We start from the raw sequence: 21,125 nt of genomic DNA on the forward strand, positions 1-21,125 counted from the left end.
CTACTATAGCGGCGCCGCGCTCTCGGCCTTCGCGCTCGACAGCTTCGAGGCGAGCGAAGCGATCACGATCACCACCGCGATCAGCGCGATCACCATGGTGCAGATCGCGTTGATCTCGGGCTTCACGCCCAGCCGCACTTCGGAATAGATCCGGATCGGCAGCGTCGCCGAACCGGGCCCCGTCGTGAAACTTGCGATCACGACATCGTCGAGCGAGAGCGTGAACGCCAGCATCCAGCCGGCGGCGATCGCCGGGATGATCAGCGGCAAGGTCACCGAGAGAAACGCCTGCACCGGATCGCAGCCGAGATCCATCGCCGCCTCTTCGAGACTACGGTCGAGCGAGGCGAGACGCGACTGCACCACCACGGTAACGAAGCACATGGTCAGTGTGGTGTGGGCGATCGTCACCGTCCAGAAGCCGCGTTCGGCGTTGAGCGCCACGAACAGCAGCAGCAGAGAAAGCCCCGAGATCACCTCCGGCATCACCAGCGGCGCATAGAGCATGCCGGAAAACAGCGACCGGCCCCTGAAACGCTCGCCGCGGACCAGCCCGACGGCCGCCAGCGTGCCGAGCAGCGTTGCGATCGTGGCCGACACCGCGGCGACACGAAGGCTCATCCAGGCCGCATCCAGCATGGCGCGGTCGTTGAAGAACTCCTGATACCAGCGCAGCGACCAGCCGCCCCACACCGTGACCAGCCGCGAGGCGTTGAAGGAATAGATGACGAGGATCATGATCGGCAGGTACAGGAACGCCACCCCGAGCGCGAGCGCGGTGACGTTGAATGGCGACAGCCTGTTGACCTTGCGGGCCATCAGCGTCCGCCCTCCAGGGTGCGGCGCTGCAGCCGGTCGTAAAGCAGTAGCGGCAGCACCAGCAGCACCAGCAATGCGACGGCGGCGGCGGCAGCGACCGGCCAGTCCTTGTTGGTGAAGAATTCCAGCCACAGCGTCTGGCCGATCATCATCGAGCCGGACCCGGCCAACAGATCGGGGATCACGAACTCGCCGACGATCGGGATGAAGCACAAAAGCGCGCCGGCGCCGACGCCCGGCAGGGACAGCGGGAACGTCACCAGCCAGAACGCCTGCTGCGGCGACGCGCCGAGATCGCTTGCGGCTTCCAGGAGCGCGGGATCCATCTTGGAGAGCGTCGCGTAGAGCGGCAGGATCATGAACGGCAGATAGGAATAGACGATGCCGATATACATCGCGGTATCGGTCGAGAGCCACACCACCGGCGCCGAGACCAGATGCAATGCGAGCAACACCGTGTTGAGCAGGCCGTCGTGCTGCAGGATATTGATCCAGGCATAGATGCGGATCAGGAACGAGGTCCAGAACGGCACGATCACCAGCATCATCGCAATCGCCTGCCAGCGTTGCGGCAGCCGCGCCATGCCATAGGCGATGGGGTAGCCGATCAACAGCAGGATCAATGTTGACGCGACAGCTACGATGAGGCTGCGCAAATAGGAGCTGAGGTAGAGATTGTCCGAGACCAGCAGCCTGAAATTATCCATCGAGAGCTGCGCGAAGGCCGCGTTGATCGCCGCCCATCCTTCGGCGAAATCGAACACCGGCACATAGGGCGGCTGCGCGATCGCGGTCTGCGACAGGCTGATCTTCAGCACGAAGCCGAACGGCACCAGGAAGAACAGCACCATCCACAGATATGGTGCGATGGCGGCATAGCGTGCCGGCTGGGCGAAGATGCGGCGCGTGCTCATTGTTCCAGCACCACGCAATCATCCGGCGTGAACCACGCCACCACGCGCTGGCCAGCGCCAAGGGTATCGATATCGAGCCGCGCGGTATTGGCCATCGACGAGCGCACTACCGCGCCGGAATCGAGCTTGACCTTGTAGACGGACGAGCCGCCGAGATAACCGACGTCGGTGACGACGCCTTCGAGCCGGTTGATCGGCTGCGCATTGGCCGCGTCCGACACCGGGCCGGGGCGCGACAGCCTTACCTTCTCGGGACGGACCGCGACCGAGACCGGGGACTTGGCGACGAGCTGACGCGGCACCGCGACCACGATGGCTCCGCCGTCCCGGGTCGCAATGGTCAGGCGATGATGTTCGTGCGACGTGACTTCACCGTCGAACAGGTTGACGTCGCCGACGAACTCGGCGACCCAGCGCGAGGCTGGCGCCTCGTAAAGGTCGCGGGGGGTCGCGACCTGTTCGAGCCGGCCGGCATTCATGACGCCGATTCTGTTGGCCATCGTCATCGCCTCTTCCTGGTCGTGGGTGACGACGATGAAAGTCATGCCGAGGCGGCGCTGCAGCTCCATCAACTCCTGTTGCGTGCTCTCACGCAGCTTCTTGTCGAGCGCGGCCAGCGGCTCGTCGAGCAACAGGACCTTGGGCCGCCGCGCCAGCGAGCGCGCCAGCGCCACGCGCTGCCGCTGGCCGCCGGAAAGCTGGTCCGGCTTACGCTTCTCCATGCCCTCCAGCTTGACCAGCGCCACCATCTCGGCGAGGCGGGTGTCGATGGCAGCGCGCGCCATCCCCGCGCGCTTCAGCCCGAACGCGATATTGTCCCGCACCGAAAGATGCGGGAACAGCGCATAGTTCTGAAACATCATGTTGACGGGCCGCTCGTGCGGCAGCACCGGCGCGATGTCGCGGCCGCCAAGCAGGATGCGGCCCTCGTCGGGCGTCTCGAAGCCGGCCAGCATCCGCAGCAGCGTGGTCTTGCCGCAGCCGCTCGGGCCGAGCAGCGCAAAGAACTCGCCTGCCCTGATGTCGAGCGAAAGGCGGTCCACGGCGGGGAAACTGCCGAACGTCTTCGAGACCCCCTGAATGCGGAGCAGCGGGATCTCTTCGGCCGGCGGCACGGGCTTGGCCGGTGCCGCCACCGCATCGATCTTCGGCGTGTCGATATCAGGCGATCTTTCGGTCATGTCGCTGTGAGCCCCGTCGTCGCTGCACGCTACCGGTGGAACGCGATCCACTCAACCGCAGCGCAACACCAGCCACAATATTATGAGTGCCGCTGCCGGCGTCTCTGGTAAGTTCTGGGTCTCACAAGGGCGCCGTTGCTCGCGGTATACAGACGTTTGCGGAGAAGCATCATGACCGTTCGGAATCTGCTGGCTGCGGCAATTCTTTCGCTGTGCGCCAGTTCCGCTCCCGCCGAAGAGGCGCTCGTGACCTACAAGTCGCTGAGCCCCGATCTGGCGCTCGATGTGGCGCACGCCACAATGGCGGATTGCCGAAAACGCGGCTTCCAGGTGACGGTCGCCGTCGTCGACCGGTTCGGAGTCACGCAGGTATTGCTCCGCGACCGCTTTGCTGGCGCCCATACAGTTTCGACCGCTTCGGGCAAAGCATGGACGGCGGTGAGCTTTCGCACCAGTACAGCCGAGCTCGTCGCCAATAGCCAGCCCGGGATGATGCAGTCCGGAATCCGCGATCTGCCGGGCGCTGTCATCATCGGAGGCGGATTGCCGGTCGAGGCCGGCGGATCGCTCGTCGGTGCCGTCGGCGTCTCCGGTGCCCCTGGAGGCGATGCAGACGAAGCCTGCGCCAAGGCCGGTATCGACGCCATCCGCGACAAGCTCGATTTCTAGCGAGGCCTAGTATCTCGGCCGATGATCTGCCACCCATCGGCGGGCGTGCTCGACGGGCTTTCCAAGGTGAGGCATCACCATCGCGCGCACAGCCATAACGCTCGGCAGTGCCTCCATGGCCGCACGCCAAGCTGCAATGCGTGGTTTGCCGCTGAGCATCTGCTGTCCTTCCGGCGTGAGGCTAAGGCTCGCCATCGTCGGCAACATGAAGAAGTCGGCGAGCGTTGGCCGGTCATTGACCAGGAACTTGCGATCGGGATCGAGGTCATTCTCCATGACATCAAGGCCGATCGCGATCTTCGGCAGCGCCGCAGCAACGACTTTTTCGTCCGGCGCGATACCGAGAACCGGATAGATCAAACGCTCATGGCTGAGATGATAGGCAATGTAGGGATAATAGTAGTTGTTCAACGAGCTGATCCACTGGTTCATCCGAGCCCGCTCTCGCAGGTCGTCGGGCTGAAGCTTCGGGCCGTCGAACGCCTGATCGATATAGGCTGCAATTGCGGAGGTTTCGTAGAGTACGAACCCGTCGTGATCGAGAATCGGGACGCGGTTGAACGGATGCAGCGCGAGATGGCGTGAGCTACCCATCTCCTGCTCCAGATCGAAGAATGTGAACGGCACACCCTTCTCGGTCAGGACGAGCCGGACGATATTCACGGAAGTGCTGACCGGAAAGCCGTAGACAACGACGTCGATCATGGGTGCCGCCTCAACGCCAAAACGGCTTTTCCGCTTCGCGCAATGCCTCCTCCCGGGACACACCGATGTCCTTGAGAAGATAGTCGTTCAACTCGGCCAATTCGCCGAGTTGTTTTCGTTGGCGGCTCCGGTCGATCCAGAATTCCAGCGTGCGCAACCAACCGCCAGCCGAACTTGATGAGACAGATTGTTGACGAAAGGTCCGCATGCCGGCGGGTTCGCGCGGCAAGGCCAATCCCTGCCGAGAGTAATTTGACATGACTAATGGCTCCAGAATGCGCCGGAGGATTTCGGGCTCCGGCGAGAAGCCAGAAAAATAGAACCAGGCAAGGCTTGCGCGCAAAGCATGGTTTCTCTAGCCTGACCGAGTTTTTCTCATGAAGGTCAGGTCATGCTTCGCCGCCTGCCGCCGCTGAATGCGCTCAAGGCCTTCGAGGCCGCCGCGCGGCATGAGAGCTTCACCCGCGCCGCCGAAGAACTATGCGTCACGCAGGGCGCGGTCAGCCATCAGGTAAAGGCCCTGGAAGTGGAGCTCGGCATCAAACTGTTCAACCGCGAACGCCAGCGCCTGGTCATCACCGGCGCAGGCCGCGACTACCTCACCGTCGTGCGCGATGCACTGGACCGTATCGCCGTTGGCACGGAGCGCTTGATGCAGCGCCAGAGTTCGGGCGTTCTGACAGTCAGCACCTCGCCGGACTTCGCGGCCAAGTGGCTGGTGCACAGGCTCGGCCGTTTTTCCGAATCCCATCCCGAAATCGATTTGCGAATTTCGGCGACCATGCACCACGTGGACTTTGCACGGGAGGATGTCGATCTTGCCGTCCGGCACGGGGACGGCAACTGGCCGGGACATGACGTGATACGGCTGTCTCCCGAGCAACTCTTCGCCGTCTGCAGTCCCAAGCTCCTTGTGGGGCGTCACCGTTTAGTCCGGCCTTCGGATGTCGTGAAGTTTCCCCTGCTCCACCTTGACGATCGCAAGGCGTGGACAAGGTGGCTCGAAGTTGCCGGCGTTGCGGACGCAGAGCCTTCACAGGGTCGGTGTTGAACCGCGCCAGCATGGTTATCGATGCGGCGGTCGACGGCCAGGGAATAGCACTCGCTCGCACCACGCTTGCAGCGTGGGACCTCATCTGCGGGCGCCTCGTTCGGCCGTTCAAGGATGCAAGTCGGCTTTCCAGGACCTATTGGATCGTCTGTCCGAAGGCCACGTCCGACCTTCCCAAGATCAAGCTGTTTCAGGATTGGTTACTGGCCGAAGCGGCGCACGACCATCGGCATTTGCAGAAACTCGGAACGAAAGTGGCTTAGCTGCCATGCCAGTACCCCCTCAACGGAACAAGAAAATGAACCGGGACAGATATGACCTGCCGCTGACGACCACCTCGGACCGAGCCGCGGCGCATTATCGCGACGGCGTTGACTGCATGCTGTCGGCCTGGCACGGCGCCGAGGACGCTTTCGACAAGGCGATTGCTGAAGACCGGGGCTTCGCGCTGGCGCACATCGGCCGCGCGCGGCTGCATCAGCTCAACATGGAAGGCGGCAAGGCGCGCGCCATGGCAGCACAGGCCCGCGAGCTTGCCGCCAGCGCAACGCCGCGCGAGAAGAATCATGTCGAGATCATCGCCGCGGTGATCGAGAGCAAGCCGAAACTCGCCGTCAGCGGCGCCGAATCCCATCTCGATGAATATCCCCGCGACGCGCAGGTGTTGTCGATGCTGCTCGGCGCATTCGGCCTTTATGCCTTTTCGGGACGCGCCGACCACGACGCAGCGAAGCTTGCGATCTGCGAGCGCCATGCGCCGCATTATGGCGAGGACTGGTGGTTCATTAGCTATCTCGGCTGGTCGCATACCGAGGCGGGAAATCTCTCCACCGGTCGGGCGCTATCCGAACGTGCAATGGAGTTGCGATCGGCCAACGCCAATGCCGCGCACGGCCTCTCGCACGCGATGTTCGAACAGGGCGATATGGACGCCGGCCGCAGCTTCCTGTCGCAGTGGATGCCCGCGCATGACCGCCAGAGTTTTCTGCATGGGCACCTCGCCTGGCATGTCGCGCTGACCGCGCTCGACGCCGGCGATCTCGACGGCGCGCTTGCGATCTACGAGCAGCATATCAAGCCGGCCGGCCGCCCCTACCCGCCGCTGAACATCTTCACCGACGGCGCCTCGCTGTTGTGGAGGCTTTCGCTGGCCGGCCAGATCGGACTGGAGCCGCATTGGCGGGACGTTGCGGCCTACGGCGAAAAGTACTTTCCGCAAGCGGGAGCGCATTTTGCCGACGTTCATTTTGCACTGGCTACGGCGATGACCGGCAGCGATGCGCTGAATATTCGACTGGCGCAACTCGAAGCACGCGACGCCGACGGCAAGCTGATGCCGGGCCGCGCCGCCATCGACCTCTGCCGCGGCATTCGGGCATTTGCTGAAGGCGACAATGCGGGCGCGATCCGCATGCTCGAACCTGCCCTTGCTGACCTCGCGCGGATTGGCGGCAGCCACGCCCAGCGCGAATTGTGGGAGGATACGCTGATCGTCGCATACCTGCGCGCCGGTCAAGGAGACAAGGCGGCCCGATGCATCTCGGCCCGGCTCGACCGCAGGCCTTCGGCACGCGACGAGGCGTGGTCGCGGCAGGCGGAGCGAAACCAGAGAAACTGATAGCGATGGTTCACAACTTGCGCCGGTTGCAGAGAGATAGAGATCAGATACGCCGCTCGACGGCAAATACCTCGATGGCAGCGGCCCGGCCCCGCAAGCGAATCTCTCCAAGCCCTTCGATAGCGAAGGTCGGCTTGAGCTTCATGTGGCGCAACAGGTCGGCAGACACCAGCAAATTCCGACCGGCCTCCTTGCAGTGCTCCTGCAGCCGTGCCGCCACATTCACCGTATCGCCGAAATAGGCAAGCTGGCGGCGTGAGCTGCCGCACTCGCTGATCACCACATAACCGGCATGCAGGCCGGCGCGGAAGCTCGGCACTATGCCGAACTCCTGCCGGTATGAGTCGGCCCTTTCCGCGATGCTGTCGGCAATCGCAAAGAAGCAGTCGATGCAGCGTCCTTCCGACATCCGGGCATCGAGCGGCCACGTCACAATCACCTCGTCGCCGACATAGGCGTGAACCTCGCCGCCATGCGCGACGATCGCGCCGTCGATGTCGAAGAAGAACCGGGTGAGCAGGCCTTGCACGCGCAATTCTCCCATCGACTCGGCAAGCGAGGTCGAGCCTGCCAGGTCGAGGAACATCAGCACGCGGGCTTCCCGCACCGGGCTTCGGTATCGCCCGAGCGCTATATTGAAAAGCACGCGGCTGCCGACCAGCCGAGTTAACTCGAAGGCTGATCCGACGAGCATAGCTCCGACGAAGCCAATCGCAACGATCAAGGGAAACTGTTCAATCAGCCACTTGGTCTCGATCCATTCCCAGTATAGTACGACTTGCAAGACCAGCGCCACGCTCGCGACAACGACGGCCATGGTCGCGGAGCGCACCGCCAGATCCATCAGCAGCGGCCATCTGCTGACCCACTCACTTCGGCGCGACGTGAAGTAGAGATGAACGCCCCATCCGGCCAGCGTCATGCCCATTCCGTGGAAGCTGCTCCGGAGATAGTTTGGCAACGTAGCTTCGATCGGATCATTGACGAGGTAGCGGTAGGCCAGTCCTGCGATTAGGCCACCTATTGCCAGGAAGAATGTTGGCAAGATCGCGTACCGCATATCGATCCATTTCCTCACATGGCCGCCGCCATGAACGTCGCCAGCGCGTCGCGGTCCGCGGGCGGCATGGTGAGGCCAAGCTTCGTGCGCCGCCACAGGATGTCGTCCGGAAAGCGCGCCCATTCCTTTTGCATGAGGTAGCGCACCTCGGCGCCCGTCAGTTCCGCTCCAAAGGCCGGGCCGAGGTCACTGCGCTCCCTGGCGTCGCCAAGGATCTCCTTGACCTTCGACCCGTAGGCGGCGACCAGGCGCTTTGCTTCTTCCTCGCCGAGAAACCGCCAGCGTTCGCGCACTTCGTCGACCTCGTTGTCGAAGCGGTCCCAGGCAAAATCGCCGCCGGGCAGCGGTGCCGTCGCGGTCCAGCGTGCCGACATCGGATAGAACGGCGTCAGCTTGGAGACCGCCCGCTCCGCGCGCAGCCGCGAGGTCGTGACGTCGCCGCCGAAAACCGTGATCAGCGGCGCCTTGCCGCGCCCGTGATCGAGCGTCATCGTCCCGTCGCGCTGACGTCGCCTGCCCGCGGGGCTCGGCACCATGTTGGCGCCGGAAAGCGTACGCACCACGTCGACGGTCTCGATCTGTTCGCGAAAATAGCGGTTCGCCGCGTCGCAGAGATAGGCGACGTCGCTGGCCGCCATCGCAACGATGGCGGGATCGCCCTTGAAGGCATGGCTGGCGGTGCCGATCAGGGTAAAATCGCGCTCATAGGGACTTGCGAAAATCAATCGTCCGTCGCTGTTCTGGAACACATAGATGTTGTCGCTGTCGAACAGGCGGCGGACGACGATCTGGCTTATCTGCACGGCGGCCACCTTCGGCGGCGATGTACGCAACACCGTCTCGGCGACGGACGGCGTCCAGGCGCCTGTGGCGTTGGCGACCGCCCTTGCCGTGATCACCTGGCGATAGCCGCGATCGATCGTCACCAGTCGCCACTCCCTGCCACGTTCGCCCCGGGTGCAGCGCGCGCCGGTGCGGATCACGGCGCCGCGCGCCGCGGCATCGACGGCGGTGAGGATCACCAGCCGGGAATCGTCCACGACACAGTCGGAGTACTCGAAGGCGGTACCGAACGGCCGCTTTAGCGCGTTGCCGACGGGATGATGCGTGACGTCGACGGTGGCCGAGGGCGGCAGACCGCTGCGCGAGGCCAGCCGGTCGTACAACAGCAGCCATGAGCGCAACTGCCAAGCCGTACGTTCGTCCGAATGGGCGGGGATGGCAAAGCGCATCGGACGCACCAAATGCGGCGCGATCCTGAGCCAGATATCGCGCTCGGCGAGCGCTGAACGGACGCGAAGGAAATGCCGGCGCTCCAGATCAGCGAGATCGCCATGGATCAACCGCGGCGAGGCCGAAGAGGCGCCCGTACCGAGATCGCCCTGCTCCAGCAGGATGACGCGCAGGCCGCGTCCGGCGGCGTCGCGCGCGATGCTGACGCCGTTCAACCCGCCGCCAATGATCGCGAGATCGTAGTCCGCCATACGCAAGGGCTACTGGTGAGAAGCTGACTTCACTACACTAGGTCATGATGGCCAAAAGTGGATGTCGCTCCTGGAAATGGATCAAGTCCGGACAAGAACCGGGGAGCCATCCTTAGCCGGTTGCGCCGATCGATGCGAAGAAGCGCTCTGGTCCTTCCAGCTCTACCAGCTTCTTTTTTTCGATCAGCCAGAACCGGTTTCCCACCGTTCGCACAAAGTTCCGGTCGTGTGAAACCAGCAGGCAGTTCGCCTGATGCTCCAGCAATTCGTCCTCCAGCGCCTCCTGTCCCTCGATATCCAGGTGATTGGTCGGCTCATCGAGCAGATAGAAGTTTGGCTGGGCAAGCCGCAGCAAGAGCATACCGAGGCGCGCCTTCTGGCCGCCGGAAAGCCGGCCGATCGGACGGCTCTGCATCGCAACGGGCACGCCTGAGCCGGCGAGCAATGCGCGCGCACGCTGATCGCCGACATCGAAGCTGCTGACGATCGTGTGCATCGGCGTATCGGTATCGGAAAGATCGGCAAGATTCTGTTCACAATAGCCGAGCGCAAGCGACTGCGAGACCTTGATGCCGGCTTGCGTGGGCACCGGGTTTTCGATCGCTTGACGCAGCATCGCCACGAACCGGGTCTTGCCAGCCCCGTTCGGCCCCAACAGCACGATCCGGTCTCCCTTGCAGATGAACTGCTTGCCGGTCTTGAACAGCAACCTTCTGTCCGGTGCCGCAACGTCGGCATCGTCCAGCGTAATCAGAACTTTGGCATGCGTTCCGCGGTTGGCCAGCTTGATCGTCCCGGCGGATCGTTCCAGGTGCGCAGGCTTTGCCGCATCTTCCAGCTTCTCGGCGCGCTGCTTCAGTTGCTTCGTCTTCTGCAACAGAAGATCGCTACCGGAATTGACGCCGATATTGTTGAGCTTTGCAGCGTGCTGGCGAAGCTGCTCGGCAGCCTTCAGGTCACGCCGGTAGCGCCGTTCATCCGATGCATCCGCCTCGCTGAGCGCGGCGCGGGCCCGCGTATAGGGCAGCGAAAATATTTGTGACCGCTCGGGCCGCAAAAATACCGTGCGGTTCGTGGTTGCGTCGAGAAAGGCGCGGTCATGGCTCGATATCATAACCGGCATATCCCGTGGCAGCGCGTTCAGCCAGGCTTCGAGCTGACAAATCCTGGCGAGGTCCAGGTGATTGGTCGGCTCGTCGAGCAACAGCACATCGGCCTCGGCCACCACGATGCGGGCAAGCATGGCAAGCCGCTGCCAGCCTCCGCTCAGTTGCTTCAGCGGCCTCTCCCGCAGCGCCTCGGGCACTTCCAGCGATTCCAGCGCAACGTCGACCCTCCAGCTTTCACTTGCCCGTCGTTCAACGGGAAGCATGTCGAGTACCGCCGCATAGAATGGCGTATCCGCGAGCGCGGACGGCACATCCTGCTCGACATAGCCGATGGTCAGCCCTCGCGATCTGGCGATCTCGCCATCGCTTGGTTCCGAGATGCCGGCAATGCAGCGGAGTAACGTCGACTTGCCGCGTCCATTGGCTGCGACGAGCCCGATGCGGTCACCGGCATTGACGGAAAGGTCCAGTCGGGAAAACAGCGGAGCGTTCAGCGTCACGCCAAGATTGCGAATATTGATAAGGGTCACGATCGTTCCCTGGTCTTGCCGGCCAAACACGACTCCGGGGCATGCAGCCATCATCGGACGTTGGTGCTGGAGCGCGGCGAGCTACTGAAATGCGGGCGCGAACGATCAGACGTTCGACGCCGCATTGCCACGGGGGCAGACCAGGAAGAGATTTATGAAAGAGTCTCTGGTCAGCCCTGCAAACTCATTTGCAAGGCGTTGACAGGGCCGTGCTGGCGGTAGTGCCGGAAAAACGTCGTCACCGCGCAGCCCTCCCTATCTCGATCAGGTATGGCGGCAAAAATAGCCGGGCCTTCGAGGGAAGGCAAGCCAAGGCCTCGTCGAAATCAATCGCGAAGGCCCGAGAGGTCGCGCATGCCGTCGCATCTTTGGGCCTTGCTGCCGCAGCGCGGCGCGATTTCGCGAAATCAGGCGCTCGCGAGCTTACGCGCGGTTTCGACGTCGTTGGCGGCGCTGCGGCCGACCAGCGCGGCGTAATGCCCGATCGGCTGGGGCTTGCCGAGGAAATAGCCCTGCACCGCGTCGCAGCCTTCGTCCGCGAGGAAGCCGAGTTGCTCCTGGGTCTCCACACCTTCGGCAACGATCGACATTTCGAGGCCGTGGCCGAGATCGATGACGGCGCGAACGATCGCCGCCGACTGTGGATTGCGACCGAGATTCATGACGAAGGCGCGGTCGATCTTGATCTTGTCGAACGGGAACGCCTGCAGATAGCTCAGCGAGGAATAACCGGAACCGAAATCGTCCATCGAGATCCGCACGCCGAGTGACTTCAGCCGCCGGAGCAGCGCGAGACCGCGGTCAAAATCCTCGATCAGCACGCCTTCGGTGATTTCAAGCTCAAGCCGATCTGGTGCCAGGCCGGTCTCGAGCAGGATCGAGTGCACCAGGCTGACCACATCGCCGTGCATGAATTGCGCCGGCGACAGGTTGACGGCGATCTGCATCGGTACAGGCCAGGAGGCGGCCTCCCGGCAGGCTTCGCGCAGGATCCAAACTCCCATTTCGACGATCAGGCCGCTTTCTTCCGCCAGCGGAATGAATTCGCCGGGCGAGACGAAGCCGCGCACCGGATGGTTCCAGCGCGCCAGCGCCTCAAAGCCGATGACCCTGCTGGCGCCGACGGTAGGACCCGCCGCGGCCTGCGGCTGGTAGTACAAGGACAATTCGCCGTTCCTGATCGCCATCGAGAGGTCCTGATGCAGCACGCGGCGGTCGCGGATCTGCTGGTCCATCTCGGGTTCGAAGATGCTGATCGAGCCGCGCGACTTCTGCTTGGCGCGAAACAACGCCGCGCCGGAATTGGCAAGCAGCGAAGCGGCATCCGAACCGTTATGCGGAAACACCGAGATGCCGGTCGTCACCCCGGTCCGCACCGACTTGCCGTCGATCACGAACTCGTCCGACAGCGTTTGCGCGAGTTTTTCGGCGAGTGCCTTGCCCGCCTCCGGCTGCTTGCCGTCGATGATCAGGCCGAACTCGTCGCCGGAGAGCCGGGCCACCACGCCGCCACGGGCGCAGGACTGGATGCGGCCGGCAACCTCGATCAGGAGTTTGTCGCCCATCGCATGGCCGAACACGTCGTTGATTTCCTTTAAGCCATCGAGGTCGACGCAGAGCACTGCGAATTCCTCGTCCGTGCCGGCGCAGGCTTCGATCATCTGGGCCAGCGCCTGCAGGAAGGCAGCGCGGTTCGGCAGATCGGTCAGGCCGTCATGATAGGCCATGTGCGCCATCCGCGATTCGGTCTGGCGGCGATCGGTGACGTCCTCGTGGGTCTTGATCAGATATTGCGGCTCGCCGGCCTCGTCGAGCACCGTCATGCGGCGGGTCAGGAACAGCCGCAGCCCGTCCTTGGTGGAAATCGGGTGCTCTTCGGTGAGCAGGCCGCGTTTCTTGATCGCGGCCTCGTCGCGCGCGATGATCAATTTGGCTTCGCGCGGATTGAAGATGTCGGCGGCGGTCAGGCCGGTGGCATCCTCGCGGCGGCGATTGAGAATGGTCTCGGCGCTGCGGTTGGCGAGCAGGTAGCGCCCGTCGCTGACGCGCTCCACGATCAGCGACACCGGGATGTTGTCGACCACCAGTTCGAGAAACTTCTTGGTGTTTTCAAGCTCGCGCGACAGCGACCGCCGATCGGTGACGTCGTCGAACAGAGTGATCAGGAATTCCGGCTCGTCGTTTTCGTTGCGGGCGACCACGCGGTTGGCGGAGAGAATGCGCCGGTCATCGCCCCGTTCGACGGTGTATTCGTTGCGATGATAGCCTTCCAGCGCCGTCAGCGCCGCGTGATCCGCGGCCTCGATGCTTTTGGCGGTTTCCAGGCGGAATATCTCGTCTGCACGCTTGCCGATGATGTGATCACGGGAGAAGCGGGAGAAGCGCTCGAACGCCCGGTTGGCGAAAATATATCGGCCGTCCTCGATGTTCTTGGCGGCGACGCAGACCGGAACGTTGTCGAGCACCGATTCCAGAAATTTGGTGGTCGATGCCAGCTTGCGCGACAGCCTGCGCTGCTCGGTACAATCCTCGTGTGTTCCGATCGTCCCGCCATTGGGCAAACGAAAGATCTTTGAAAGCACCGATCGTCCGCCCGGCAGTTCGGTGACGACGCCTTCCGGGCGGCGGGCAAGCTTGCTGAACTCTTCGACGGTGAGATTGAGCAGTCCCCGTGCGCGCCGCAGTTCGAGCAGTTCGCGGCCGGTCATCGTGCTCGAAATCTCGGCACGGCTGAGCCCGTACATTTCGAGAAAGCGGTCGTTGCAGAAGACCACGCGGTTCTGCGCGTTGGTCATCATCACGCCCTGGTTGAGCGTATTGAGCGCCGAGCTGATGAATGCGCTGCGTTGCAATTGGGCGCGCTTGGCCCCGCGCAACGCCGCCAATATCCAGATGCTGATCGCAGCCAGGAAGGAGGCGACGACAATCCCCCCGATCAGGAACTCCCAGACCAGATTGGGATCGAATTCGCCGATATAGCTCGCCGGTGCAAAGCCCGAGGAAGGCGCGGCTCCCCACGCCAATCCGCACGGCGCAGCACTGGCGAGCAGACAGACGAGGGCCTGCGCCGGAATCGAATTCTTCCGTCCTGCCTGCCGGTTTCTGTCAGCCATTACCCACCCGAGGTTTGCGGGCGGAGTGTCTGGCTTGACGGGTTTGGATCGGGTAAACGACTACCCGTACAATTCTAAAATGTGACCCAAATTACGGCAATTGGCCCGACATGATTAATGCTTCACTAACGAGACCGCGCTCGAGGCGTATTTCAAAGCAAACCAACGGGTTGTTCGAATACTGCGCCAGACGAAACGCTGATGACCGAGCGCGGCAAACGCTGATTTTCACGCCAGATTCCCAGGCCCGAAGCTGACATGGACAAGGTCGATTGCGTCGTCGTCGGAGCGGGGGTGATCGGGCTCGCGATCGCACGACGCCTGGCCCAGGCGGGCCGCGAAGTGATCGTGCTCGAGGCCGCCGAGGGCATCGGTACCGTCACCTCCTCGCGCAACAGCGAGGTGATCCATGCCGGCATCTATTATCGCGCCGGCAGCCTGATGGCGCAGATGTGCGTCAACGGCAAGCGCGCGCTTTACCGATATAGCCTCGACCACGGCATCCCCCATCGCAACTGCGGCAAGCTGATCGTGGCAACGACACCAAGCGAAACCGAAAAACTGCAATCGATCCGGGCGCATGCCGAAGCCAATGGCGTCGACGACCTGCAGTTGCTCACGGGCGAGGCGGCGCGGGCACTGGAGCCGGCACTCAACTGCGATGCGGCCCTGCTCTCACCATCCACCGGCATCATCGACAGCCACGCCTACATGCTGGCGTTGCGGGGCGATGCGGAGGAAGCCGGCGCAGCCTATGCATTTCATACGCCGCTCTTGCGCGCCCGGGCCGCTGGCGGCCGGATCGAAATCGAGGCCGGCGGCAACGCGCCGATGACACTTTCATGCGACCTGCTCGTCAACGCGGCGGGGCTGGGAGCGCCTACGGTGGCGCGCAGCATCGAAGGTCTGCCGGTCGGGATGATCCCCTGCGCTTATCTCGCCAAGGGCAATTATTTTAGCTGCAGCGCGCGGGCCCCGTTTTCACGCCTGATCTATCCGGTGCCGGAGCCCGGCGGGCTCGGCGTGCACCTGACGCTCGACATGGCGGGACAGGCACGGTTCGGCCCCGACGTCGAATGGGTCGAGAGCATCGACTATGCGGTGGATCCTGCCCGTGCCGAGCGCTTCTATCCCGCGATCCGGCGCTATTGGCCGACACTGCCGGATGGCGCGCTGATGCCGAGCTATTCCGGAATCCGGCCTAAAATCGTGCCGCCGGCCGTCGCCACGCAGGATTTTCTGATCCAGGGCCCCGCCGATCACGGCATCGCCGGACTGATCAACTTGTTCGGGATCGAATCGCCGGGACTGACGTCGTCGCTCGCGATCGCCGATCATGTCGGCACGCTGGCAGAGCTTTGACGGCGGCCTCAACGTTTCCTGCGGACGGATGAGCGCATCGGCGCCCATCCGGTCGCGTGGGGATTTCGATACTCTGCTGGACTGGTTAGTGGAGGGTTTCTTCGGCGGTATGCTTCAACCGCTCGATCTGATCCTTGACCATCAACTTGCGGCGCTTCAACTCGACAATTTGCAGATCGTCTGTGGAAAGGTGCACGAGCGCTTCGTGCAATTCATTCTCGAGAATCTTGTGTTTACGTTCAAGTTCAACAAGATGCGCCTGTAGTGCCATACGAAATCTCCTCGGTGGGTGAAACCTCAGATTCGATCCGGGCGAGGGAGTGTACACCAGCCGACGAATCTGTCGATGGTTATCCAGAATCGCGCCTCTCATATTTTCCAATTTATCTGTAACCAATCGTGAGTATGGGAACCCAGTCAGCTTGCGGACCGGCCTTGCAGAGACGATATTCACCGCCAGCCGAGGAAAATCCGTTCACAACCTCATCGCGTTATCAGCTAACGTACACCATGACCGACGATGATGAGCGCGAGCTTGAAAACGAGCTCGCCCGCCTGCAGCAGGAACATCGCGATCTCGATGCAGCGATCGACGCGCTGCATCAGTCGCCGGCGCCGGATTTGCTGCGGCTGCAGCGGTTGAAGAAGCGCAAGCTGCAATTGCGCGACCGCATCGCCTTCATCGAAGACCAGATCACGCCTGACATCATCGCCTGATCGTCAAGTGTGCCGGGTTCGGCAAATTCGGTTCGCCAAAACCGTGCGCCGTTCGGGCAGATTCTTATCCCCGACATCCACACATCTCGACGTTGCGGCGGCCTTTGCCGCGGCGGGCCTGCTGGAAAACAGGCTTCCGGTTTACGGAAGCGGCTTGACTCGAAGAGAACAAAAGAGGAACATACTTTTCTGCCGCCAGCCTCGGGAGTTCCGCCATGTCTGCCACGCCATCCCCGTCCGACAACAGCCGCTACGAGCAGGCCTGCGATCAGGCCATCGCGATGTGCGACGGCAATCTGCGCTCGACCATCAAGGCGCTGATCATGGCGAACGAGTATCTGGAAATCGAGCTGGAGGAATTGCAGGCCGCGGTCGCCGCCGGCTGCGTACCGTCGCAAGCGTTTTCAGGCGAAGCGGGTGCCGGCTCGCGTGAAGAGAACACGTCGAAACGACAACCGCACGCAAGTAGCAACGCTGCCTGAATCCGGATCGATCACACGGGAGCGATACAAATGGCCGATGTCACCTATTACGTCGCAATGCCATTCCTGCAGGACGATAGCGGCTCGCCGGTGGCGGGCGCCGCGGAAGAATGCCAGAGCCCGACGACGGCGTTGCGGCGCGCCGAGACGATGTCGCGGATGGCCGGCAGCATCGGCGCCATAGCCTTCAGCCGCAGCGGCGATCCCATGATCGGCGAGTTCGGTGATGCGAAACTGCTGCGCAAATTCGGCAATGTGCCGGACGATCTCAGCGGGCTTTAAGAATCGCCGTAGGCCCACCATCATGCTCGCCAGAGAGACGGTGGGCACGGCGCAAGCGCGCCTTTACCCACCCTACAAGATCTCCCGCCCTTTTCACGACGCCTCATGCCGCCGCAACGCCTTGCGCACATACATGGCGCTGTCGGCCGCTTCCAGCGCACGGCCGGCTTCGGAGTGGGTGTCGAGAACGGCGACGCCGGCGGAGGCGCCCGCGGTAATGCTGCGGCCATCGAACATGAAGGTGAGGCGATCGATCGCTTCCTCCAGCGCGGCCGCCTTGGCCCGGGCGTCGGTCTCGCTGAGGTTCCATAACAGCAGCGCGAACTCGTCGCCGCCAAGCCGGCCGACCACGTCGGAAGATCGCACCTGCGCGAGGAGTGTCGCGACGATGGCCTTGAGCACCTGGTCGCCTGCGGCGTGCCCGAAGGCGTCGTTGATCGGCTTCAGACGATCGACGTCGAGCAAGACCAGGGCGCCGGAGGCGCGATAGCGTTTGATGTAGGCAATCGCACGGTTGAGCTCGCGCTCGAAGCCGCGCCGGTTCGGGATGCCCAGCAGGAAGTCGGTATCGGCGGACGCCTGAAGTTCCTCGATCTGCGCCTGCGTCCTGGCCAGTTCCGCCTTCAGCCGGCGAATCGTCGCCTTGGTGCCGTTGGATGCCACGGACGGCCGGGATCCCGGTTCGGCCGACCGCCGAGGTGCGACCTTTCGCCCGGAAACCGCGCTTTTGGGGCGTTTTCCGGCCCTGGAGACGGTCGCGCTGGTTTTCTTCTTCATGGCCTTCCCTGTGCAGGTTCGCTTATGAAGGCTTGCCGGGATTCACCAAGACAGGATAGTCCATTCCTGATCCCTTGCCACGCCTTGGATGAGCCCCTGGCCGACCTTATAATCCGGCCTATGTTTCTGGATTCCCGAACAGAATTGACGAGATGACCGCACCGATCGCCATCATTATGGGTAGCCAGTCCGACTGGGAGACCTTGCGCCACGCCGCCGAGACGCTGGCGGCACTCGGGATCGATTGCGAAAAGCGCATCATCTCGGCCCACCGGACCCCGGACCGGCTGTTTGCCTTCGCCAAGGGCGCCAAGGCCCACGGCTTCAAGGTCATCATCGCCGGCGCCGGCGGCGCCGCGCATCTGCCTGGGATGGCGGCTGCGTTGACGGAACTCCCGGTGTTCGGGGTTCCCGTCGAATCCAAGGCGCTATCGGGGATCGATTCGCTGTACTCGATCGTGCAGATGCCGGCCGGCGTTCCCGTCGGCACGCTGGCGATCGGAAAGGCCGGCGCCATCAATGCGGCGCTGCTCGCGGCAAGCGTGCTCGCGCTGAATGACGCTCCGCTCGCTGCACGGCTCGCCGCCTGGCGCAAGCAGCAGACGGACGCGATCAAGGAGCGCCCGGAGGAATCGACGTGACAGCTTCAGGCACGGTGAAGCTGAAGCCGGGCGACACCATCGGAATTCTCGGCGGCGGACAATTGGGCCGGATGCTGGCCATGGCGGCAGCGCGCCTTGGCCTCAGATGCCAGGTGTTTTCGCCGGATCCGGACTCGCCCGCCTTTGACGTGGTGCTGAACGCGACCTGTGCCGAATATGCCGACGTCGAAGCGCTCGAGCTGTTCGCCAACGATGTCGACGTCATCACCTATGAATTCGAGAACGTGCCGGCCGCTACCGCGATGGTGCTGGCTGCGCGGCGCCCCGTATTGCCGGCGCAGAAGATTCTCGAAACCACGCAGGACCGGCTGATCGAAAAAAACTTCATCAAGCGGCTCGGCATCGACACCGCCGACTATGCCGACGTGTCGTCGGCGGAAACGCTGCAGAGCGCCATCGCGCGCATCGGCCTTCCCGCCGTGATCAAGACCCGCCGCTTCGGTTATGACGGCAAGGGCCAGGCGATCATTCGCGAGGGCGACGACCCCGCTCAAGTCTGGGAAGAGCTCGGCACCAAATCCGCGATCCTCGAAGCCTTCGTGCCATTCGAGCGCGAGATCTCCGTGATCGCCGCGCGATCGGCGGATGGCCATGTCGAATGCTACGACGTCACCGAAAACGAGCATCGCGATCACATCCTGAAATTCTCGCGCGTGCCGGCGGCGATATCGGATGAGCTGGCCACACAGGCGCGAGCCGTTGCCGAGAAGATCGCCCATGCGCTCGACTATGTCGGCGTGCTCGGGGTCGAGCTGTTCGTCGTTGCCGGAAACGGCGGACCGCACGTGTTGGTCAACGAGATCGCGCCGCGGGTGCATAATTCCGGGCACTGGACGCTGGACGGCGCCTCGATCTCCCAGTTCGAGCAGCACATCCGCGCGATTGCCGGCTGGCCGCTCGGCAAGCCGGTTCGTCACGGCCAGGTCACCATGACCAACCTGATCGGCGACGATATTCTCGACTGTGAGCAATGGCTGACGGTTCCCGGCGCTACGGTTCATCTCTATGGCAAGGGCACACCGCGGCCGGGCCGCAAGATGGGCCATGTCACTGAGGTGGCTCCGGCAAGCCAGAAGTAGCTCGCCCGCCAGGCACGTTTGCAGGTCAGGCTGTCTTCAGGCCTTCCACGATGCCGGCCGGCTCCTCGCTGAGCCAGCGGTAGACCGCGCCGCCGAGCGCACCGCCGATCAAGGGCGCAACCCAGAACAGCCAAAGCTGCACCAGCGCCCAGCCGCCGACGAACACCGCGGGCCCTGTGCTGCGCGCAGGATTCACCGACGTGTTGGTGACGGGAATGCTGACGAGATGGATCATCACCAGCGCCAATCCGATGGCGAGCGGCGCAAAGCCTGCAGGCGCCTTGCCGTGGGTAGCACCCATGATGATGAACAGGAACATCATGGTCATCACCACCTCGGTGATGAAGCAGGCCACCATGCCGTACTGGCCAGGCGAATGCGCGTCATAGCCGTTGGAGGCAAAGCCCTTGCCGAGATCGAAGCCGGGCGCGCCGCTTGCGATCACATAGAGCAGCGCCGCAGCAGCTACCGCGCCGATCACCTGCGCGATCACGTACGGCAAAATCTGCGTCGCCGGAAAACGCCCACCCACGGCGAGACCGACCGTGACCGCGGGATTGAGATGGCAGCCTGAGATGTGACCGATCGCATAGGCCATGGTCACGACGCTCAGGCCAAACGCCAAGGACACACCGACCAGGCCTATGCCGACTTGCGGAAAGCCGGCGGCGATGACCGCGCTGCCGCATCCCGCAAATGTGAGCCAAAATGTACCGATCGCTTCAGCCGTATATTTTTTGGTATTCATTGGGCGACTCCCGCATGTTTTGCGTTGCCGGATGCTAGGGAAGCGCCGTGAGGGGCTCGTTATTTTCGGAAATCGGGGTCATGCCGGCCGAATCTCGCCTATTTTCATGGTTTTCCGGGCCGAAAACCGCCTTCTCAGGTGGACATGAGCGGTTTTGTCTGCTACATGCCCGCGCTCAGGGTTAAGGGCCAGGCCTTTCGTCGGCTCTTCACTTCACCAGAATTCCTATCCGATCAATTGAAAGAGGATGCCGCGTGCAGGTTCTCGTCCGCGATAACAACGTCGACCAAGCCCTCAAGGCGCTGAAGAAGAAGATGCAGCGCGAGGGTATCTTCCGCGAGATGAAGCTCCGCGGCCACTACGAAAAGCCGTCCGAGAAGAAGGCCCGTGAAAAGGCCGAAGCCGTGCGCCGCGCGCGCAAGCTGGCCCGCAAGAAGCTGCAGCGCGAAGGCCTGCTGCCGATGAAGCCGAAGCCGGTGTTCGGCGCCGGTCCTGGCGGCGACCGTGGTGGCGCTGGCGGCCGTGGCCCGGGCGCAGGTCCGCGCGGACCGCGCTGAGCGCATTCTTAAGAGATTTGAATTGAAAACGCGGGCCTCGGGTCCGCGTTTTTTGTTTCTGCAGATCCGATGGAATCTGATAATCGGCGCGGGTGCGCACGGCGTGCTCGATCACTTGCTCGATCACTTGCACCTCCTTCGCCGGCCTTGCGGCCATTTTGACCGATGCATTTTACGGCCCGTCGCGCTACCTATGCCGCATTGAA

23 protein-coding genes are annotated in these 21,125 nt (G+C 63.0%); 11 read left to right on the top strand and 12 right to left on the bottom strand.

Going from position 1 to position 21,125, the window contains the following annotated elements:
- Positions 1-3 precede the first annotated feature (3 nt).
- From GWE18_RS10875 to GWE18_RS10885, 3 genes are read right to left on the bottom strand one after another with little or no spacing between them, the layout of a single operon-like run.
- The gene (locus GWE18_RS10875; protein WP_275185759.1) at positions 4-819 is read right to left on the bottom strand and encodes an ABC transporter permease; all 816 of its coding nucleotides are present in this window, start codon (positions 817-819) and stop codon (positions 4-6) included.
- Entirely contained in the window at positions 819-1,733 is a 915-nt protein-coding gene (locus GWE18_RS10880) for an ABC transporter permease subunit (protein WP_275185760.1), read from the bottom strand. Before GWE18_RS10880 ends, GWE18_RS10875 begins: the two co-directional genes overlap by 1 nt.
- A complete protein-coding gene (locus GWE18_RS10885) occupies positions 1,730-2,914 on the bottom strand; it encodes an ABC transporter ATP-binding protein (protein ID WP_275185761.1) in 1,185 nt (394 codons plus the stop codon). The genes GWE18_RS10880 and GWE18_RS10885 overlap by 4 nt, the downstream gene beginning before the upstream one ends.
- Before the next feature lie 171 nt (positions 2,915-3,085).
- On the opposite strand from GWE18_RS10885, the gene GWE18_RS10890 reads away from it, so the two are divergent.
- Positions 3,086-3,583: a heme-binding protein gene (locus GWE18_RS10890; protein WP_275185762.1), complete on the top strand. Its 498-nt coding sequence runs from the start codon at positions 3,086-3,088 to the stop codon at positions 3,581-3,583.
- 6 nt (positions 3,584-3,589) lie between these two features.
- Here GWE18_RS10890 and GWE18_RS10895 read toward each other — a convergent pair whose 3' ends face one another.
- Both GWE18_RS10895 and GWE18_RS10900 read right to left on the bottom strand, forming a co-directional pair.
- Positions 3,590-4,288: a glutathione S-transferase family protein gene (locus GWE18_RS10895; RefSeq protein WP_275185763.1), complete on the bottom strand. Its 699-nt coding sequence runs from the start codon at positions 4,286-4,288 to the stop codon at positions 3,590-3,592.
- Positions 4,289-4,298: 10 nt separating this feature from the next.
- Positions 4,299-4,631 (bottom strand): DUF1127 domain-containing protein, encoded by a 333-nt coding sequence (locus GWE18_RS10900; RefSeq protein ID WP_275185764.1) that lies wholly within the window; start codon positions 4,629-4,631, stop codon positions 4,299-4,301.
- A gap of 48 nt (positions 4,632-4,679) precedes the next feature.
- On the opposite strand from GWE18_RS10900, the gene gcvA reads away from it, so the two are divergent.
- Genes gcvA through GWE18_RS10915 form a run of 3 tightly spaced genes read left to right on the top strand, consistent with a single transcriptional unit; the run spans position 4,680 to position 6,957 of the window.
- The gene (gcvA, locus tag GWE18_RS10905) at positions 4,680-5,339 is read left to right on the top strand and encodes a transcriptional regulator GcvA (protein WP_275185765.1); all 660 of its coding nucleotides are present in this window, start codon (positions 4,680-4,682) and stop codon (positions 5,337-5,339) included.
- Entirely contained in the window at positions 5,333-5,602 is a 270-nt protein-coding gene (locus GWE18_RS10910) for a LysR substrate-binding domain-containing protein (protein ID WP_275185766.1), read from the top strand. Before gcvA ends, GWE18_RS10910 begins: the two co-directional genes overlap by 7 nt.
- A 35-nt stretch (positions 5,603-5,637) precedes the next feature.
- The gene (locus GWE18_RS10915) at positions 5,638-6,957 is read left to right on the top strand and encodes a tetratricopeptide repeat protein (RefSeq protein WP_275185767.1); all 1,320 of its coding nucleotides are present in this window, start codon (positions 5,638-5,640) and stop codon (positions 6,955-6,957) included.
- 43 nt (positions 6,958-7,000) lie between these two features.
- Here GWE18_RS10915 and GWE18_RS10920 read toward each other — a convergent pair whose 3' ends face one another.
- From GWE18_RS10920 to GWE18_RS10935, 4 genes are all read right to left on the bottom strand, one after another.
- On the bottom strand, positions 7,001-8,017 hold the full coding sequence (locus GWE18_RS10920) for an adenylate/guanylate cyclase domain-containing protein (protein ID WP_275185768.1): 1,017 nt from the start codon (positions 8,015-8,017) through the stop codon (positions 7,001-7,003).
- 14 nt (positions 8,018-8,031) lie between these two features.
- Positions 8,032-9,501, bottom strand: a complete 1,470-nt coding sequence (locus GWE18_RS10925; protein WP_275185769.1) for a glycerol-3-phosphate dehydrogenase — start codon at positions 9,499-9,501, stop codon at positions 8,032-8,034.
- Between the two features lie 112 nt (positions 9,502-9,613).
- On the bottom strand, positions 9,614-11,140 hold the full coding sequence (locus GWE18_RS10930) for an ABC-F family ATP-binding cassette domain-containing protein (protein ID WP_275185770.1): 1,527 nt from the start codon (positions 11,138-11,140) through the stop codon (positions 9,614-9,616).
- A gap of 407 nt (positions 11,141-11,547) precedes the next feature.
- Positions 11,548-14,253: an EAL domain-containing protein gene (locus GWE18_RS10935; RefSeq protein WP_275185771.1), complete on the bottom strand. Its 2,706-nt coding sequence runs from the start codon at positions 14,251-14,253 to the stop codon at positions 11,548-11,550.
- A gap of 258 nt (positions 14,254-14,511) precedes the next feature.
- On the opposite strand from GWE18_RS10935, the gene GWE18_RS10940 reads away from it, so the two are divergent.
- Positions 14,512-15,615: an NAD(P)/FAD-dependent oxidoreductase gene (locus GWE18_RS10940; RefSeq protein ID WP_275185772.1), complete on the top strand. Its 1,104-nt coding sequence runs from the start codon at positions 14,512-14,514 to the stop codon at positions 15,613-15,615.
- An 85-nt stretch (positions 15,616-15,700) separates the two neighbouring features.
- Here GWE18_RS10940 and GWE18_RS10945 read toward each other — a convergent pair whose 3' ends face one another.
- The gene (locus GWE18_RS10945; RefSeq protein WP_082646108.1) at positions 15,701-15,886 is read right to left on the bottom strand and encodes a DUF465 domain-containing protein; all 186 of its coding nucleotides are present in this window, start codon (positions 15,884-15,886) and stop codon (positions 15,701-15,703) included.
- 239 nt (positions 15,887-16,125) lie between these two features.
- On the opposite strand from GWE18_RS10945, the gene GWE18_RS10950 reads away from it, so the two are divergent.
- The 3 genes from GWE18_RS10950 to GWE18_RS10960 all read left to right on the top strand — a co-directional run bounded on the left by GWE18_RS10950 (position 16,126) and on the right by GWE18_RS10960 (position 17,096).
- Positions 16,126-16,332 carry a DUF465 domain-containing protein gene (locus GWE18_RS10950; RefSeq protein ID WP_057851906.1) on the top strand — a complete coding sequence of 69 codons (207 nt, stop codon included), beginning with the start codon at positions 16,126-16,128 and terminating at the stop codon, positions 16,330-16,332.
- A 215-nt stretch (positions 16,333-16,547) separates the two neighbouring features.
- Complete coding sequence (locus GWE18_RS10955) at positions 16,548-16,814, top strand: hypothetical protein (protein WP_275185773.1); 267 nt, start codon at positions 16,548-16,550, stop codon at positions 16,812-16,814.
- A 30-nt stretch (positions 16,815-16,844) separates the two neighbouring features.
- Positions 16,845-17,096: a hypothetical protein gene (locus GWE18_RS10960; protein WP_057851904.1), complete on the top strand. Its 252-nt coding sequence runs from the start codon at positions 16,845-16,847 to the stop codon at positions 17,094-17,096.
- Between the two features lie 93 nt (positions 17,097-17,189).
- Here the strand turns inward: GWE18_RS10960 and GWE18_RS10965 are convergent, their stop codons facing one another.
- On the bottom strand, positions 17,190-17,873 hold the full coding sequence (locus GWE18_RS10965) for a GGDEF domain-containing protein (protein WP_275185774.1): 684 nt from the start codon (positions 17,871-17,873) through the stop codon (positions 17,190-17,192).
- 152 nt (positions 17,874-18,025) lie between these two features.
- On the opposite strand from GWE18_RS10965, the gene purE reads away from it, so the two are divergent.
- Together purE and GWE18_RS10975 are read left to right on the top strand one after the other, a co-directional pair.
- Positions 18,026-18,514 (top strand): 5-(carboxyamino)imidazole ribonucleotide mutase, encoded by a 489-nt coding sequence (purE, locus tag GWE18_RS10970; protein WP_275185775.1) that lies wholly within the window; start codon positions 18,026-18,028, stop codon positions 18,512-18,514.
- Positions 18,511-19,614 carry a 5-(carboxyamino)imidazole ribonucleotide synthase gene (locus tag GWE18_RS10975; protein ID WP_275185776.1) on the top strand — a complete coding sequence of 368 codons (1,104 nt, stop codon included), beginning with the start codon at positions 18,511-18,513 and terminating at the stop codon, positions 19,612-19,614. The genes purE and GWE18_RS10975 overlap by 4 nt, the downstream gene beginning before the upstream one ends.
- 25 nt (positions 19,615-19,639) lie before the next feature.
- Here the strand turns inward: GWE18_RS10975 and aqpZ are convergent, their stop codons facing one another.
- Positions 19,640-20,362: an aquaporin Z gene (gene aqpZ, locus GWE18_RS10980; protein WP_275185777.1), complete on the bottom strand. Its 723-nt coding sequence runs from the start codon at positions 20,360-20,362 to the stop codon at positions 19,640-19,642.
- A gap of 254 nt (positions 20,363-20,616) precedes the next feature.
- On the opposite strand from aqpZ, the gene rpsU reads away from it, so the two are divergent.
- Positions 20,617-20,919, top strand: a complete 303-nt coding sequence (gene rpsU, locus GWE18_RS10985; RefSeq protein WP_028350145.1) for a 30S ribosomal protein S21 — start codon at positions 20,617-20,619, stop codon at positions 20,917-20,919.
- Positions 20,920-21,125 lie beyond the last annotated feature (206 nt).

This window comes from Bradyrhizobium sp. CSA112 (genome assembly GCF_029051645.1).
In the GTDB taxonomy this organism is placed as follows: domain Bacteria; phylum Pseudomonadota; class Alphaproteobacteria; order Rhizobiales; family Xanthobacteraceae; genus Bradyrhizobium.